This is a genomic window from Brevundimonas sp. UBA7838, from assembly GCF_002500885.1.
In the GTDB taxonomy this organism is placed as follows: Bacteria; Pseudomonadota; Alphaproteobacteria; order Caulobacterales; family Caulobacteraceae; genus Brevundimonas; species Brevundimonas vesicularis_C.
In genome coordinates, this window is sequence record NZ_DLTK01000071.1 from 15,460 (window position 1) to 31,128 (window position 15,669).

The 15,669-nt window shown below is 67.0% G+C and carries 15 protein-coding genes; 3 read left to right on the plus strand and 12 right to left on the minus strand.

Annotation, left to right across the window (positions count from 1 at the left end; genetic code table 11):
* Window positions 1–157 precede the first annotated feature (157 nt).
* From B3T77_RS05635 to B3T77_RS05645, 3 genes are all read right to left on the minus strand, one after another.
* Window positions 158–712, minus strand: a complete 555-nt coding sequence (locus B3T77_RS05635; protein ID WP_017506657.1) for a DUF2939 domain-containing protein — start codon at window positions 710–712, stop codon at window positions 158–160.
* A gap of 50 nt (window positions 713–762) precedes the next feature.
* Window positions 763–1,335, minus strand: a complete 573-nt coding sequence (locus tag B3T77_RS05640; protein WP_292078081.1) for a DUF2939 domain-containing protein — start codon at window positions 1,333–1,335, stop codon at window positions 763–765.
* 271 nt (window positions 1,336–1,606) lie between these two features.
* Window positions 1,607–2,827 (minus strand): NADP-dependent isocitrate dehydrogenase, encoded by a 1,221-nt coding sequence (locus B3T77_RS05645; protein WP_292078083.1) that lies wholly within the window; start codon window positions 2,825–2,827, stop codon window positions 1,607–1,609.
* A 308-nt stretch (window positions 2,828–3,135) separates the two neighbouring features.
* Here B3T77_RS05645 and B3T77_RS05650 point away from each other — a divergent pair, with 308 nt between their 5' ends.
* Genes B3T77_RS05650 through B3T77_RS05660 form a run of 3 tightly spaced genes read left to right on the plus strand, consistent with a single transcriptional unit; the run spans window position 3,136 to window position 5,398 of the window.
* Window positions 3,136–3,348 carry a DUF2945 domain-containing protein gene (locus tag B3T77_RS05650; protein ID WP_017506660.1) on the plus strand — a complete coding sequence of 71 codons (213 nt, stop codon included), beginning with the start codon at window positions 3,136–3,138 and terminating at the stop codon, window positions 3,346–3,348.
* A complete protein-coding gene (locus B3T77_RS05655) occupies window positions 3,345–4,493 on the plus strand; it encodes a DUF1176 domain-containing protein (protein WP_292078086.1) in 1,149 nt (382 codons plus the stop codon). Before B3T77_RS05650 ends, B3T77_RS05655 begins: the two co-directional genes overlap by 4 nt.
* A complete protein-coding gene (locus B3T77_RS05660; protein ID WP_292078088.1) occupies window positions 4,490–5,398 on the plus strand; it encodes an NAD(P)/FAD-dependent oxidoreductase in 909 nt (302 codons plus the stop codon). Before B3T77_RS05655 ends, B3T77_RS05660 begins: the two co-directional genes overlap by 4 nt.
* Here B3T77_RS05660 and B3T77_RS05665 read toward each other — a convergent pair.
* The 9 genes from B3T77_RS05665 to B3T77_RS05705 all read right to left on the minus strand — a co-directional run.
* The gene (locus B3T77_RS05665) at window positions 5,395–7,227 is read right to left on the minus strand and encodes a DUF885 domain-containing protein (RefSeq protein WP_292078089.1); all 1,833 of its coding nucleotides are present in this window, start codon (window positions 7,225–7,227) and stop codon (window positions 5,395–5,397) included. The genes B3T77_RS05660 and B3T77_RS05665 overlap by 4 nt on opposite strands.
* 149 nt (window positions 7,228–7,376) lie before the next feature.
* Complete coding sequence (gene pnp / locus B3T77_RS05670) at window positions 7,377–9,611, minus strand: polyribonucleotide nucleotidyltransferase (RefSeq protein WP_091752034.1); 2,235 nt, start codon at window positions 9,609–9,611, stop codon at window positions 7,377–7,379.
* 297 nt (window positions 9,612–9,908) lie between these two features.
* Window positions 9,909–10,178, minus strand: a complete 270-nt coding sequence (rpsO, locus tag B3T77_RS05675) for a 30S ribosomal protein S15 (RefSeq protein WP_017506665.1) — start codon at window positions 10,176–10,178, stop codon at window positions 9,909–9,911.
* Between the two features lie 80 nt (window positions 10,179–10,258).
* Window positions 10,259–11,188, minus strand: coding sequence for a tRNA pseudouridine(55) synthase TruB (truB, locus tag B3T77_RS05680; protein ID WP_292078092.1), 930 nt, complete (start codon window positions 11,186–11,188; stop codon window positions 10,259–10,261).
* A gap of 43 nt (window positions 11,189–11,231) precedes the next feature.
* Window positions 11,232–11,684 carry a 30S ribosome-binding factor RbfA gene (rbfA, locus tag B3T77_RS05685; RefSeq protein WP_292078094.1) on the minus strand — a complete coding sequence of 151 codons (453 nt, stop codon included), beginning with the start codon at window positions 11,682–11,684 and terminating at the stop codon, window positions 11,232–11,234.
* Window positions 11,685–11,749: 65 nt separating this feature from the next.
* The gene (locus tag B3T77_RS05690; protein WP_292078096.1) at window positions 11,750–12,433 is read right to left on the minus strand and encodes a DUF2459 domain-containing protein; all 684 of its coding nucleotides are present in this window, start codon (window positions 12,431–12,433) and stop codon (window positions 11,750–11,752) included.
* Entirely contained in the window at window positions 12,430–12,981 is a 552-nt protein-coding gene (locus tag B3T77_RS05695; protein WP_292078098.1) for a hypothetical protein, read from the minus strand. Before B3T77_RS05695 ends, B3T77_RS05690 begins: the two co-directional genes overlap by 4 nt.
* Before the next feature lie 70 nt (window positions 12,982–13,051).
* Window positions 13,052–13,735: a LolA family protein gene (locus B3T77_RS05700; RefSeq protein ID WP_066553451.1), complete on the minus strand. Its 684-nt coding sequence runs from the start codon at window positions 13,733–13,735 to the stop codon at window positions 13,052–13,054.
* A gap of 187 nt (window positions 13,736–13,922) precedes the next feature.
* A partial coding sequence (locus B3T77_RS05705; RefSeq protein ID WP_292078102.1) for a DNA translocase FtsK occupies window positions 13,923–15,669 on the minus strand: 1,747 nt, incomplete at its 5' end.

The window sequence follows — 15,669 nt, forward strand, 5'->3', positions numbered from 1 at the left end:
GAGCGTGCCGCAGGGACGGCCGATACTCTCTGCTCACCAAAGAGGAGGCCGCACACCCAAGGCAAAAGTGCGCTAACTGCACTCACTTTCTGATCGGCGCCCGCCGTCCAATCAGACGAATTAGACACTTTAGACGGTGTTTTTGTCCCCGACCGTCTCAACCCATCGGGTCGGGCGTCAGATCGACCCCGGCCAGCTTCCAGGTAAACGGCGTCCGGCGTTCCATGATCAGCACCAGCGCATCGTCCGGCCGGTCGTCGCGCGTCAGGGTGACGGCGAAGGTGTTGAGCCCGCGATAGGCCCAGGACTGGCGGATCTTGTCCTTGTCCACGGCCGGGGTGTCGTCAGCGGGCACGGGCCGTTCCGGCTCGGGCGTCTCGCCGGAGCGGACCATGGCGGCGATGCCTTGCGGCGTGACGAAGTTGTCGACCGCCCCCTCGACCAGCGACGGGGCCAGCAGCATGCCCAGCGCCGCCAGGCCGGTGTCCCCCTTGGTCCGATTGCGGATTTCCAGGGCCGCGCGCGCGTTCAGCTCGCTCTTCAGGCTGGTGCGGAACGCCGGGAAGTCCACCTGCCGCTCCAGCCCGGCCGCATCCCCTGTGCGCGCGGCCCGCACCAGCGCCTGGGCGGCGATGAAGGGTGAAACGAACAGGGCGACGACTACGCCGATGACGACGGCGATCAGGGCTCCGGTAATGATCTTGCGGCTCATGTCGTCTCCTTGGAAAGCCAACGCAGGCTGGGCGGCGTCGGTTGCCGGGTTTATCGCGGGGTGACGGTGACGGCCGGGGCCGTCCCGTCGGGCAGGCCGATGTGAACCAGCTTCCACTCGAACGGCCCGCGCCGCTCGAAGGTGAACAGGGTGCGCGACCCGCCCTGATCCGTCACCGCCATCCGCGCCCGATTGACGCTCCAGTAGGCGGGGCTGGGCCAGGGCTTGCGGCTGCGCTCCGAGGCCGGCGCCACGCCCGCCGACGTGCGCTGGCTGGCGTATCGGCCCTCACCCTTCAGAAGGGCCTTGAGGGCGGCCGGCGTCAGATAGGCGTCGACATCCGGCTGGCGCAGGATCGGGTTCTGCTCGATCTGACGCCGGAAGGCGCCGATGGGGTCTTCCAGGAAGGACGGCGCGGGCGCCATCGCCTCGGGCCGTCCCGCCAGCTGCGGCCGCAACGACTGGCGTACGGCGTTGAAGTCGATCAGCCGCGCCAGCCCGGCCACATCGTTCGCCTCGGCCGCGGACCGAATGGCGAAGAAGGCCACAGCGGGCGCCGCGAAAAAGGACAGCACCGCCACGACCACCGCCGCCAGCACCAGGTTTCCGAACAGCCGCTTCACGAACGCATCCTCATTATCGCCGATCATGCATGCCCCGGCCGATCACACAACGAAAAGCCCCGCCGGATCGCTCCGACGGGGCTGGTATTCTTGCATTCCTCCCCCGCGAAGCGGGGGAGGGGGACCGCGCGTAGCGTGGTGGAGGGGGCGGACGCCGCACGGTCTCTTCAGCGTCGCGGCTACAAGCCGTCACGAAGGATTGCGCGCGGGTCGCCCCCTCCACCGCTTCGCGGTCCCCCTCCCCCATTGTCATGGGGGAGGATCTCAGGCTTCAGCCCACGTCCGGCAGAGCGGTCTTCAGGTTCTCGGCGACCTTGTCGAGGAAGCCTTCGGTGGTGAGCCAGCCCTGTTGGTCGCCGACCAGCAGCGCCAGGTCCTTGGTCATGAAGCCGGCCTCGACGGTGTCCACGACCACCTTCTCCAGGGTGTCGGCGAACTGGTCCAGGGCGGCGTTGCCGTCCAGCTTGGCGCGGTGCTTGAAGCCGCGCGTCCAGGCGAAGATCGAGGCGATCGAGTTGGTCGAGGTGGCCTCGCCCTTCTGATGCTGGCGATAGTGGCGGGTCACGGTGCCGTGGGCGGCTTCCGTCTCCAGCACCTTGCCGTCCGGCGTCATCAGGACCGAGGTCATCAGACCGAGCGAGCCGAAGCCCTGCGCCACGACGTCGGACTGCACGTCGCCGTCATAGTTCTTGCACGCCCAGACGAAGCCGCCCGACCACTTCATCGCGGCCGCAACCATGTCGTCGATCAGGCGGTGCTCATAGGTCAGGCCGCGCGCCTTGAAGTCGGCGGCGTAGTGCTCGTCGAACACTTCCTGGAACAGATCCTTGAAGCGGCCGTCATAGGCTTTCAGGATCGTGTTCTTGGTCGACAGATAGACCGGATAGTTGCGCTGCAGGCCATAGGCGAAGCTGGCGTGGGCGAACTCGCGGATCGAGGCGTCCTGGTTGTACATGGCCATGGCCACGCCGGCGCCTGGGGCCTTGTAGACCTCGTGCTCAATCACTTCGCCGTCCTCGCCGACGAACTTGATCGTAAGGGTGCCGGGGCCGGGCATCAGGAAGTCGGTGGCCTTGTACTGGTCGCCGAAGGCGTGACGGCCGACGACGATCGGCTGGGTCCAGCCCGGAACCAGGCGCGGCACGTTCGAGCAGATGATCGGCTCGCGGAAGACCACGCCGCCCAGGATGTTGCGGATGGTGCCGTTCGGCGACTTCCACATCTTCTTCAGGCCGAACTCCTGCACGCGGGCTTCGTCCGGGGTGATGGTGGCGCACTTCACGCCGACGCCGTGCTTCTGGATCGCGTGGGCCGCGTCGATCGTCACCTGGTCGTCGGTGGCGTCGCGATGCTCCATGCCTAGGTCGTAGTAGTCCAGCTCGAGATCCAGGAACGGGAAGACCAGCTTGTCCTTGATCATCTGCCAGATGATGCGGGTCATTTCGTCGCCGTCGATGTCGACGATGGGGTTTTCGACCTTGATCTTGGCCATGCGTGCGGTCCGCCTGTGACTGTGGGGAAGGGAATGTCGTGGCGGCGGTATAGCGAGGCCGCGCGCCCGCGCAAACCCCGCCGCCCGTCGTCGCCGCCCGGAATAACGCAGATCGTTCCTGAACCCTTTGGCCAGCCCGGACTTCTCTTGGGCCCAGCAACAGAGACGGACGGCAGGATGACGGAAGAAGAGCGCCAGCTGGTGGATCGTTGGATCGTCACCTTCTGCGAGGCGCCGCCCGTGATCGACGCGGAACTGATGCGCAGGCTGATCGCTGAACAGGAAGCGACACAGCAGGAGTCATCGTCATGTCAGAAAAGACGTTCAAGGCCGGCGATAAGGTGAAGTGGGATCACAGCCAGGGCACCACGACCGGCAAGGTGGTCAAGAAGGTCACTTCGGAAACCAAGATCAAGGGCCACAAGGTTGCGGCCTCCAAGGATAATCCGGAGTATATCGTCGAGAGCGCCAAGACCGGCGCTCGCGCGGCGCACAAGCCGTCGGAGTTGAAGAAGGCATGACCCCGAAAGGCCTGTGGCGCGGCGTCGCCCTTTCGGCCCTTGTCCTGTCTGCGCTGTCTATCGCCGGATGCGGAGACAAGGATGCGGCCAAGACGCCTGCCGCGACCAAGGCCGCCCGTCCTGCTGCGCCGGCCGCCGCTGCGCCGGTGCTGCAGATCCGCCCTGAAACCAAAACCTTCCGCGACTGGAGCGCCACCTGCGGCAACGACGGGACCTGCTGGGCCTTCGGCTTCGCGCCCGAGTTCGCCGCCGGCTGGGTCCGCATCACACTGGTGCCCGGTCCGGACGCCCAGCCGCAACTCCTCTTCGGCTATTGGCCCGACGGCGACGCCAAGGGCGCCGGCCCCCTCAGCCTGACCATCGACGGCCGCGCCTATCCGGCTGTGCGCGGCGAGGCGAGCGACGCAGAGGCGCCCGTCGGTGAGATCCGCGACGGCGCTCGCGCCGCCCTCGACGCCCTGGCCCAAGGCAAGGTCATGATCATTCGCGGCGCCTCGACCCAGGAGGTCTCGCTGCACGGCGCCGCCGCCGCCCTGTTGTGGATCGACGAGAAGCAGGGACGTCTGGATACGCCAACCGCCCTGATCCGACGCGGCGACCGCCCGGCCACCCTCGTTCCTGTCGCGCCGCCGCTGCCGACCGTCACCCCCGCCCCGGCCGTCGATCAGGTCGGGTTTGGCGATCAGAACCAGAAGGCGCCAGCCGCGCTGCGCGCCCGCACCGAGGTCGGCGACTGCCTCAAGGAGTCGGCCATGCCGGCCGTCAGCGACATGGTCATGTCCGCCCGGCTGGACGCCCGCACCGAGCTGTGGGCCGTGCCCTGCGGATCGGGCGCCTATAATGTCACCCACAACTGGTATCTGACAGGACCGGGCGGTCGCGACCCTCGGCCCGCGATCCTCGCCGGATCGGAAGGGCCGGGTTCCGATCCCGTCATGCCGGACAATGCGACCGTCAACGGCGCCTATGATCCCAAGACCCGCACCCTGTCGGCCTTCGCCAAGGCGCGGGGCATTGGCGATTGCGGCGCGGCGCAGACCTGGGCATGGACGGGGCAGGGCTTCACCCTGACGCAGGAAAGCGTGATGGGCGAATGCGCCGGCGTGCCGTCCGACCTTTGGCCTGTCACTTGGCGCACGCGGTGACTGATCCGGAGGTTCTGATCATCGGCGCGGGCCCGGCCGGTCTGACGGCGGCGACCTATCTGGGGCGCTTTCGTCGGCGGACCCTGGTGGTGGATGGCGGCGCGCCCCGCGCCTGCTGGATCCCGCTCAGCCACAACATGCCGGGCTTTCCGGCCGGCATCACCGGCGCGGACATTCTGAAGCGGATGCGCGAACAGGCGGAGGAATATGGCGCGGTCGTCGAACCGGGTCGCGTCCAGCGCCTGAGCCACGACGGCGACGGCTTCGTCGCCGAGATGGATGGCCGCACCATCAGCGCCCGCGCCGTCCTGTTGGCGACCGGGGTCGTCGATCAACATCCGGATCTGCCAGGTGTCGAAGCGGCGGTTCAAAAGGCGCTGGTCCGCATCTGTCCCATCTGCGACGGCTATGAGGCGACCGACAAGGCCGTCGCCATCATCGGCCAGAGCGACAAGGGGGCGCGAGAGGCCGCCTTCATGCGCACCTATTCCGACCGTGTGACCCTGATCCATATTGGCGCGCCCGACGCGCTCAGCCGGCGTGACGAACTGGAACGGCTGGGCGTCGAACTGATCCTGGCGCCGCTGGACGCGATCGACATCGAAAACGACCGGGTGACGGCCCTAAGTTACGCCGGCCAGAGCCGCGCATTCGACCTTGTCTATTCGGCGTTGGGCACATCGCCGAACGCCGAACTGGCCGAGGGGCTGGAGGCGCGTCTGGCCGACGACGGCCGGTTGGAGGTCGACCTGCATCAGGCCACGAGCGTGCCGGGCCTCTATGCCGCCGGCGACGTCGTGCGCGGCCTCAACCAGATCGCCGTCGCGACCGCCGAAGCCGCCGTCGCCGCCACCGACATCCACAACCGCCTGCGCCAGGCCGACGGCCTGACCGTCGCCGATTAAGCCTGGATCGCGACCCAGCCGTCGACGATCCGTTCCAGCACCGACAGGGGTACGCCGCCGGCGGCCAGCGCCGTGTCGTGGAAGCCCTTGATGTCGAACTTAGACCCTAGGCTGGTCTTGGCCTTTTCGCGCAGGCGGACCCATTCGTTGTGACCGACCTTGTAAGCGCAGGCTTGGCCCGGCCAGCCGCAGTAGCGTTCGACCTCGGACGTCGCCGCGCCTTCCTGATCGCCATAGGCCTCCATCATGTAGCGGATGCCCTCTTCGCGGCTCCAGCCCTTGGAATGGATGCCGGTGTCGACCACCAGGCGGGCGGCGCGGAACATCAGCGATTGCAGGTAGCCGATCTGACCCACCGGATCGTTCTCATAGGCGCCCAGCTCGTCGGCCAGCTGTTCGGCATATAGCCCCCAGCCTTCGACGTAGGACGAGAAGCCCAGCAGGTTCATCAGCAGCGGCGCCGACTCGCTCTCCTGCTGCAGGCTGATCTGCAGATGGTGGCCCGGCGTCGCCTCGTGATAGGTCAGGGTCGGCAGGGTCCAGGACGGCCATTCCGCCGTGTCCTTCAGATTGATCCAGTAGATGCCGGGCCGCGTCCCATCCAGGCTGGGCGAGTTGTAATAGCCCATCGGCGCCCCGGCCTCGATCTCGGGCGGCACCCGCTTGATCTCGACCTTGGCCTTGGGCAGGCGGCCGAAGGCGTTGGGCAGGCGGGCCTGCATGTCGGCCATCTGGGCGTTCAGCTTGGCGATCAGCTCGGCCTTGCCGGCGTCGGTGTTGGCGTAGACGTATTTGGGATCGTCCCCCAGGGCCTTGATCCGCTCGGCGACCGAGCCTTGCGTCAGGCCTTGCGCCTTCAGCAACACATCGGCGCGCGCCGTCAGATCGGCCATCTGTTCCACGCCGGTGCTGTGGATCTCGCCGGCGGTCAGCCGGGTCGTGGTGATGTAGCGTAGGCTGTTGGCGTAATACTGCTCGCCCTGCGGCAGGCGGCGCACCGAGGCCTCGTGCACAGCGTTCGGTTGGGCTGCCTTCAGCACGGCGTTCTGGGCGGCCAGGGCCGGATAGACCCGCTCGGTCACAAGGCGTTCCACCTGCGCGCCCCAGTCGCCGGTCAGGCCCTTGGCGCGGGCCCGGTCGACGACCGACTGGGTCAGGGGCGAGGTCGCCGCGGGGGTCGCCAAGACGCCGTCCTGCTGGCGGATCGCCTTGGCCAAGATGAAGTCGGGCGGGATGACGCCCAGCGCATAGTCTTCCTTCAGTCGATCCGTCTCGGCCAGCAGCACGTCGGCGAAGGCGTTGACGCGGGCGACATAGGCGTCGGCGTCGGCGGCCGTCTCTATGGTGTGCTGGTTGGCCAGGAAGTCTGGCGTGGACTGATAGGCGCCGCCCTGCTGGCTGACGCGGTACGGATTGGGCCAGCCGCCCTGGCCGTAGGGGATGTCGTAGGTGGCGATCACCCCGTCCAGATTCTGGGTCAGGCTGTCGTAGTAGTTGGCGTTGCGGGCATCGAGTTTAGAGCGGTCGATGCGGGACAGTTCGGCGCGTTGGCGACGCGTGAAGGCGCGCTGGTCGTCTTCCTCGGCGCGTGTCGGAATGGTCAGTTTGGACTTGGCGGCGGCGCGGTCGCCCTTGTCCAGGCCGAACATGGTGACGACCTCAGGGCTCTTGTCCAGCGTCTGCTCGAACGTGGCGTCCATGAAGGTTTTGAGTTGGGCGGCGGCGTCGCCCTGCGATGCCCCTGCCTGACGCGCGAAGGCGGGGCCGCCCACGGCGACGAGACCGGCGCCCAAGGCGGCGGACTGAAGAAGAAGACGACGATCGAACATGGAACGGCCCCTCGAAACTTGGATGCGGCAATGGAAACTGCATGGGCCGAAGCGGCAAGTGAAATCGCGGACAGCCGTTGCGCGGCCCCAAAGAAAAAGGCCCGGCGGATCGCTCCGCCGGGCCTCATCAGTCTTGGATGCGAGGTCGCTTAGTCGCGACGACGACGTCCGCGATCGCCACCGCGATCCCCGCCGTCACGTTTCGGACGACCGCCGGTGTCTTCCGACAGGGGCTCTTCGCCGCGCTCGGCGCGCTCGGCGTTGATCTTGGCCGTCAGGTCTTCACCCGTGGCCTGATCGACGACCTTCATCGACAGCTTGGTCTTGCCGCGATCGTCGAAGCCCAGGAACTTGACCTTCACCTCTTGGCCTTCCGACAGGACGTCGGCCGGGTTGGCGACGCGTTCCAGAGCGATCTGGGACACGTGGACCAGGCCGTCCTTGGCGCCGAAGAAGTTCACAAAGGCGCCGAAGTCGACGACCTTAACGACTTTGCCGGAGTAGATGGTTCCGACTTCCGGCTCCGAGGCGATGGACTGGATCCAGGCCTTGGCGGCGTCGATCTTCTCCTGGTCGTTGGCGGCGACCTTGATGGTGCCGTCATCGCCGATGTCGATCTTGGCGCCGGTCTTCTCGACGATCTCGCGGATGACCTTGCCGCCCGAACCGATGACTTCACGGATCTTGTCGACGGGGATCTTGATCGTTTCGATCTTGGGCGCGTGTTCACCCAGTTCGGCGCGCGGCGCATCCATGGCCTTGGACATCTCGTCCAGGATGTGCAGGCGACCGGCCGAAGCCTGCGTCAGGGCCTGCTTCATGATCTCCTTGGTGATGCCGGCGACCTTGATGTCCATCTGAAGGCTGGTGATGCCTTCCGACGTGCCGGCGACCTTGAAGTCCATGTCGCCCAGGTGGTCTTCGTCACCCAGGATGTCCGACAGGATGGCGAACTCACCCGACGGCTCCAAGATCAGGCCCATGGCGATGCCCGAGACCGGACGGACCAGCGGCACGCCGGCGTCCATCAGGGCCAGCGACGAACCGCAGACCGTGGCCATCGAGGACGAGCCGTTCGACTCGGTGATCTCGGAGACCAGACGGATGGTGTAGGGGAAGTCTTCCTTGGTCGGCAGCATCGGACGGATCGCGCGCCAGGCCAGCTTGCCGTGACCGATTTCGCGACGGCCGGGCGAACCCATGCGGCCCGCTTCACCCACCGAATAGGGGGGGAAGTTGTAGTGCAGCAGGAAGTTCTCTTTGTAGGTGCCCTGCAGGCTGTCGATGTACTGCTCGTCCTCGCCGGTGCCGAGGGTGGCGACGACCAGCGCCTGGGTTTCCCCACGCGTGAACAGGGCCGAACCGTGGGTGCGCGGCAGGACGCCGACTTCCGACACGATGGCGCGGACCTTGTCGAGGGCGCGGCCGTCGACGCGGTGCGCGTTCTCGATGATGTCGCGACGCAGGACTTCGGCTTCGCACTCCTTGAAGGCGGCCGAGAACTTGGAACCGTCGACGCCGTCGGGGTTCTCGTCGGTCTTCACCAGCTTGGCGGCGGCGGCCTTCTTGGCGGCGTCGACGCCCGAACGGCGCTCGTATTTGCCGGCGTGGGTGTAGGCGCTCTTGATGTCTTCGCCGACCAGAGACTTGATCGAGGCGACAACGTCGGAGTGGTCTTCGGCCTGGAAGTCGAAGGGCTCCTTGGCGGCGTGTTCAGCCAGTTCGATGATGGCGTCGATCACCGGCTGCATGCCCGCATGCGCGAACATCAGGGCCTCGAGCATCTTCTCTTCCGACAGCTCCTTGGCTTCGGATTCGACCATCATCAGGGCGTCTTGCGTGCCGGCGACCACCAAGTCGAGGTCCGAGGACGGGATCAGGTCGATGGCGGGGTTCAGCACCAGCTCGCCGTCGATCAGGCCGACGCGCGCGGCACCGATGGGGCCCATGAAGGGCACGCCCGAGATGGTCAGGGCGGCCGAGGCGGCGACCATGCCCAGAACGTCGGGATCGTTTTCCATGTCGTGCTGCAGCACGGTCACGACGACCTGGGTCTCGTTCTTGAAGCCCTTGACGAACAGCGGGCGGATCGGACGGTCGATAAGGCGGGAAACCAGGGTTTCCTTCTCGGACGGACGGCCTTCACGCTTGAAGTAGCCGCCCGGGATCTTGCCGGCGGCGAAGGTCTTTTCCTGGTAGTTGACCGTCAGGGGGAAGAAATCCAGGCCGGGCTTGGGCGCGCGGCCATAGACGACGGTGGCCAGAACCACGGTCTCGCCGTAGGTCGCCAGCACGGCGCCGTCGGCCTGGCGGGCGATGCGGCCCGTTTCCAGGGTCAGCGGGCGGCCGGCCCAGTCGATCGTCTTGCGTTTGATGTCGAACATATTTCGTCTTTCGTATCCCGGACGGCGTATTCCGTGCGGGGTCCCATCATGGGGCGGATGCGTCGGCGTTCAGTCCTTCGATCCAGAGGCCGCCGCGCCATCGCGACGACCGGGAGAGGACCGTCATGGCCCTCGCAGCTGCGCCGGTAAGTCCTGCGGCGCACAGGTCGTGTCTTATAGTCGCGCTTCCCGGGCGGCCAACCGGCAGCCACTTGGCCTGGAAGCGCTTAGTTGCACAACGAGGCGCGGACGTGACCGCCCGCGCCTCGAAAGCGTATTCTACACTGATCCGACGCCTTAGCGGCGCAGGCCCAGTTTGGAGATGAGCGCCTGGTAGCGACCGGCATCGACCTTGTTCAGGTGGTCGAGCAGGCGGCGACGTTGCGACACCATCTTCAGAAGGCCACGACGCGAGTGGTTGTCCTTCTTGTGGGTCTTGAAGTGTTCGGTGAGGTTGGCGATGCGTTCCGACAGGATCGCGACCTGAACCTCGGCCGAGCCGGTGTCGCCGGCGGAGCGGGCGTTATCGGCGATGATCTCGTGCTTGCGTTCAGCAGTAACCGACATCGTAAGAGTCCTTTCTTGGCCTATCGCGCTACGCGCTACTTGAGGCCGTGGGGTCTCGGCCCTTGCCGGATGGCGCGGGCCTAGAGGTTGAAAACGCGGTCGGGTTCTAGCCGGCCGGCCCGCAACTGACAGAGGGCGACGAGGGTCTGACCCTGAAAGGCTGAAACCGTGCGCGAACCGCCGGTAAGGCGATCCTTGAGGGTTTCCACCTGACGGGGGAGCAGAACGATCGGGCGTCCCTGCCGAAGCGAGAAGGCGTCCTGTTCATTCACGGCCAGTTCCGGGATGTCGTCCAGAGCGGTCGCGACGGCAAGCAAGCCTTCCGAGGCGGCGCCCCTATGCACCATTTCCTCCAGAGAATCCAGAGTGACGGCGTTTTGCGTGCTGAACGGCCCCACGCGCTCGCGTCTCAGGGCGCTGACATGACCCTCGGCGCCCAGAACCGCAGCCAGATCGCGGGCCATCGAGCGGACATAGACGCCCTTGCCGGTGCGGATTGTGATTTCAACGTGGTCGGCGTCGGGCGCGTCGCTGACCTCGGCGGAATGGATGGTCACGCGCCGGGCCTGGAGCTCGAACTCGACGCCGTCGCGCGCCAGGTCATAGGCTCGGGCGCCGTCCACCTTGATGGCGGAAAAGCGCGGCGGGGTCTGATCGATCTCGCCGACGAAGGCGGGCAGGGCGGCCTTCACTTGATCGACCGTGGGTCGCACGTCGGAGCGGCCGATGATCTCGCCCTCGCGGTCCACGCTGTCGGTCGAGACGCCCCAGTTGATGGTGAAGCGATAGACCTTCTGCGCCTCCATCATCATCGGCACGGTCTTGGTTGCCTCGCCCAGCGCGATGGGCAGGATGCCGCTGGCCAGCGGGTCCAGCGTTCCGGCGTGACCGGCCTTCTGGGCGTTGAACAGGCGACGGATGCGGCTGACGGCCTCGGTCGATCCCATCTCGAACGGCTTGTCCAGGCAAACCCAGCCGTCGACGATCTCGCCCTTCTTCTTGCGGCCCATTATGCTTGGCCTACCGCGCTTCGCGCTACTTGAGGCCGGAGGATCACTGATCGCCCTGGTCGTCGCGGCGCTCCAGGTCGGCGCGCACGCGGGGGTCGTCGAACAGGCGGTCGATGTGGCTGGCGGCGTCGAAGCTTTCGTCGTGGCGGAACTTCAGGTCGGGCGTGAACTTCATGTCCAGGCGACGGCCCAGCTGGCCGCGCACGAATTTGGCATGGACATTAAGCGCCTTGATGATCTCGCTCTCGTGGCCATTGGTCGGCGCGGCCTCGACGCCGGCGCCAAGAGGCTCGACGAAACAGGTGGCGTGTTTCAGGTCCGGCGACAGCCGCACCTCGGTCACGGTGATGGACACCCCGGCCAGGGCCTCGTCGCGGATGTCCTCCTCGCGCAGGATGTCGACCAGGGCGTGACGGATCAGCTCGCCGGCGCGCAGCTGGCGCTGGCTGGGTCCGGCGGGGCCGGAGGCGTTGCGGGTGTGTTGCTTGTGGGCCATCGGCCTCTCCTTCTTGTTCGCCCGCTGGGGATCGGACCCGGCCGGATAGGCGAAAGTCGGGCGGTCTAGTCCCGCAGCGGGGGTCTGTCCAGTTTTCGCGCCCGTTCGGCGGCCCGGACCGAGCGCATCACCTCACCCGAGGTGATGGCCGGAACAGGCCGGATCGCCACGCCACCGGCGTTCAGGACGCCGGCCGTCCAGTGATTGCACAGATGCAGGATGGAGAAGGTCTCGCGGCTGGCGAAGAAGCGCGCGTCGTCGCCGGGCCGTAGGGCTGCGATGTGCGGCCGGCCGTTCGACAGATCCAGCGAGGCCTCGACCCGCGCGGCAAGACGGTCGAACGCGGCGCGGCTCAGGGTCAGGGCGGCGCTGTCTTCGCCATATGCGAGCCGCGGATCCTCGCGTCGAGGGGCCAGCATCAGCACCGATCGATTGCCGGGATGCAGGAAGGCGCGCGCCCCGTCCGGCAAGCGATCCGAAATCGGCCGCTGATCGACGTAGAATTTCGCATCGCCCCAGCCGATCAGGATCCAGTCGCCGGGCGCCAAGGATTGGACCGCATGAGCCAGAGAGCCGCCGCGGCGTTCCAGCGCGGCGCGCGGCACGGCGATATCGGTGTGAAAGCCGTTGTCGAGCACCTGAATGACGACCGGGTCCGTCGCCTCACGATCCGTCGCGCCCGGTCGGGTCCAAGTCAGAAGCGCCGCCGCCAGACCGACCAGCGCCGCCAGCATCAGAGCTCGCATCATCGGCGAAGGTCCAGGACGGCGCACAGGCGGTCGTCGGCCAAAAGAGCGCCCGGCGGCGGCCCCTGTCGCACCGGCATCAGGACGAAGCCGTCGCGCCGCACGGCTAGGGCCAGCCATCCGACGGGATGACCGGCGCACAGCCGCGTGTCTTCGTCAACCGTGACACGCCGCACCTCGATCTGGGCGATCGGCGGCACGGCCATGGCGTCGGCGAAACTTCTGGAGACGCTGGCCGGCTGATCCGCCTGAACCAGCCGATGCGGCGCCGAGGTCAGGCGGCCGCCCGTGGTCGTGCTCAGCGCGCCGCCGTCCACATCGAGCGTCATGTCGGAATTGGTCGCGGCGTAGCGCCCGGACAGCACGACCTCCCCGACCTCGACCTGTCCGGACACGCGAGGTGTGGCAGAGGCGTCGATCGGCGCGATCAGGCGATTCAGAGCCGGTTCGACCACCATTGCGCCCAGCATGAACAGGCTGAAGGCGCCCGCGCCGACCGCCGCGATCCATTTCAGCGATGGGACGCCGGATGGCGGGGCGGTCGCGCTCATGCGGCTAGTCTAGCGAAACAGGGGTTGAGGAATGGTCACCCGCCCCCAGAACACCCTAGACTGAACGCCCTTAGTTGCGGCCGGGACGACGGGTCGGATCGCTGAGCTGGAACAGGCGCGCCGACAGGCCGGACGCCGGTTGCAGCGAGGTCAGCTGGGTCCGGGTCCGGGCGCCCTGCGGATCGGTGATGGTCCACTCTTGCAGACGCATCGGATTGCCGGCGAAGGCCAGCACGACCTGACCGTCGTTCGGGCGGTTGGAATCCCGCGCCGTGATGGCGAAGGCGCCCGAAGCCATCCGGGTTACGCGCTCGATGCGCACGCCCTGGTCCAGCCGCACATTGCGCGCCAGGAAGGTGGACAGCGGAGTGCGACCCAACGGCACCTGTTGGAAGCTGTTCAGACGCGGGTCGTAGCGTTTGACGTTATAGCCGTCCGACACCACCAGCAGACCGGCGGGGTTGGTGTATTCGAAGCGCATCTTGCCGGGACGCTGCAGATAGAAGCGCCCTTGGCGCGTCTGTCCATTCGGGCCCGTTTCGGTGAAGGTTCCTTGCGCCGAGGTCAGGGCCTGAAGATAGCCCTGCGCCTGTTGCACCACGGCGCGATCCTCGGCCGACAGGTTGGACTGGGCATGGGCGGCGTCGAAGGCGCCCAGCGCGATCAGGCCGGTCGTCAGGCCGGCGCCCAGCAGCAGGCTGCGGCGGTGCAGATCGGCGGCCGGCAAGGCCAGAGTCTTGGTGCGCGAGGTCATGAAGTTCGTCTCCCGTTCGGGATGGTTGTCGATCCTGCCGTCTTGCCCGGTCGGCTTGGCGTCGGAATGACGCGAGCCTGACCATATTCCGGCGCTGCGATGAAGCCCTGTTCATCGAAATGCTGAAGCTTGGACGCGATAGCGGGTCAGACAACGGCTCCGAGCCGCAGCCGTTCCTCGATTTTCGTCACACCATCGGCGGCGGGCCGGCCAGGACGTCGCGCTTGCCCGCGTGGTTGGCGGGGCTGACCACGCCTTCCTGCTCCATTCGCTCGATCAGAGAAGCGGCGCGGTTGTAGCCGATCTGCAGTCGACGCTGGACGTAGCTGGTCGAGGCCTTGCGGTCGCGGGTGACCACGGCGACGGCGCGATCGTACAGGTCGTCGCCCGAGCCTCCGCCGCCGCTTTCGTCGAAACCGTTGTCGCCGTCGCCGTCGGGCTCGTCGGTGATCAGATCCAGATAGTCGGGCTCGGCCTGGGCTTTCAGGTGTTTGCAGACGTCCTCGACTTCCTTGTCGTCGACGAACGGGCCGTGCAGGCGGGTGATCCGCCCGCCGCCGGCCATGTAGAGCATGTCGCCCTGGCCCAGCAGCTGCTCGCCGCCCTGCTCGCCCAGGATGGTGCGGCTGTCGATCTTGGACGTGACCTGGAAGGAGATCCGGGTCGGGAAGTTGGCCTTGATGGTGCCGGTGATGACGTCCACCGACGGGCGCTGGGTCGCCATGATCAGGTGGATGCCGGCGGCGCGGGCCATCTGGGCCAGACGCTGAACCGCGCCCTCGACGTCCTTGCCGGCGACCAGCATCAGGTCGGCCATTTCGTCCATGACCACGACCAGGAAGGGCAGGGGTTCGGGGCGGATCTTCTCGGACTCATAGACCGGGCGGCCCTGGTCGTCGAAGCCGGTCTGGACCGTGCGTTCGAAATGCTCGCCCTTGGCTTGGGCCTCGCGGGCGCGCTCGTTGTAGCTGGCGATGTTGCGCACCCCCAGCTTGGACATGCGGCGATAGCGATCCTCCATCTCGCGCACCGTCCATTTCAGGGCGACGACGGCCTTCTTCGGATCGGTCACGACCGGCGCGAGCAAGTGCGGGATGCCGTCATAGACCGACAGCTCCAGCATCTTGGGGTCGATCATGATGAAGCGGCATTCGGCCGGGCTGTGGCGATACAGGATCGACAGGATCATGGCGTTGACCCCGACCGACTTGCCCGAGCCCGTGGTGCCCGCGATCAAGAGGTGAGGCATCCGCGCCAGGTCGGCGACATAGGGTTCTCCGCCGATGGTCTCACCAAGCGCCAGGGGCAGCAGGTGACCCTTCTTGTCGTATTCGGCGCTGGCCAGAAGGTCGCGCAGATAGACGGTCTCGCGCTTGGCGTTGGGCAGTTCGATGCCAATGGCGTTGCGGCCCTGGACCACGGAAATACGACAGGCGCGGGCGGACATCGACCGGGCGATATCGTCGGCTAGGGCGACCACGCGGCCGTGCTTCACGCCCGGCGCGGGCACCAGTTCGTAGAGCGTCACGACAGGGCCGGGACGGATCTGGTCGATCACGCCGCGCACGCCGAATTCCTGCAGCACGCCTTCCAGCATCTTGGCGTTCTGTTTCAGGGAGTCCTCGTCCACCGAACCGACGCGCTGGGCCGGCTTGGTCAGGATGCCGAGCGGCGGCAGGTCGAAATCGCCTTCCGGCCGCACGAAGTCGAAGGCCTGCTGGTCCACGTCGTCCTTGCGGACCTTGGGCGCCTTGACCGCAGCGACGCGAGGCTCGACCGAGCGCGCGGCCGAGGGGCGGGGCGCGGGCTGGACGGCGTCGTCCTCCCAAGGCGGCAGGTCGTCATAGGCGGTCTGAGGCGGCTCTTCTGCATAGGTCGGGGCCAGCGGCGTCTCTTCGGGTGGGGCCGCGCGGGGCGCTCGGGCCTTGGCAGGC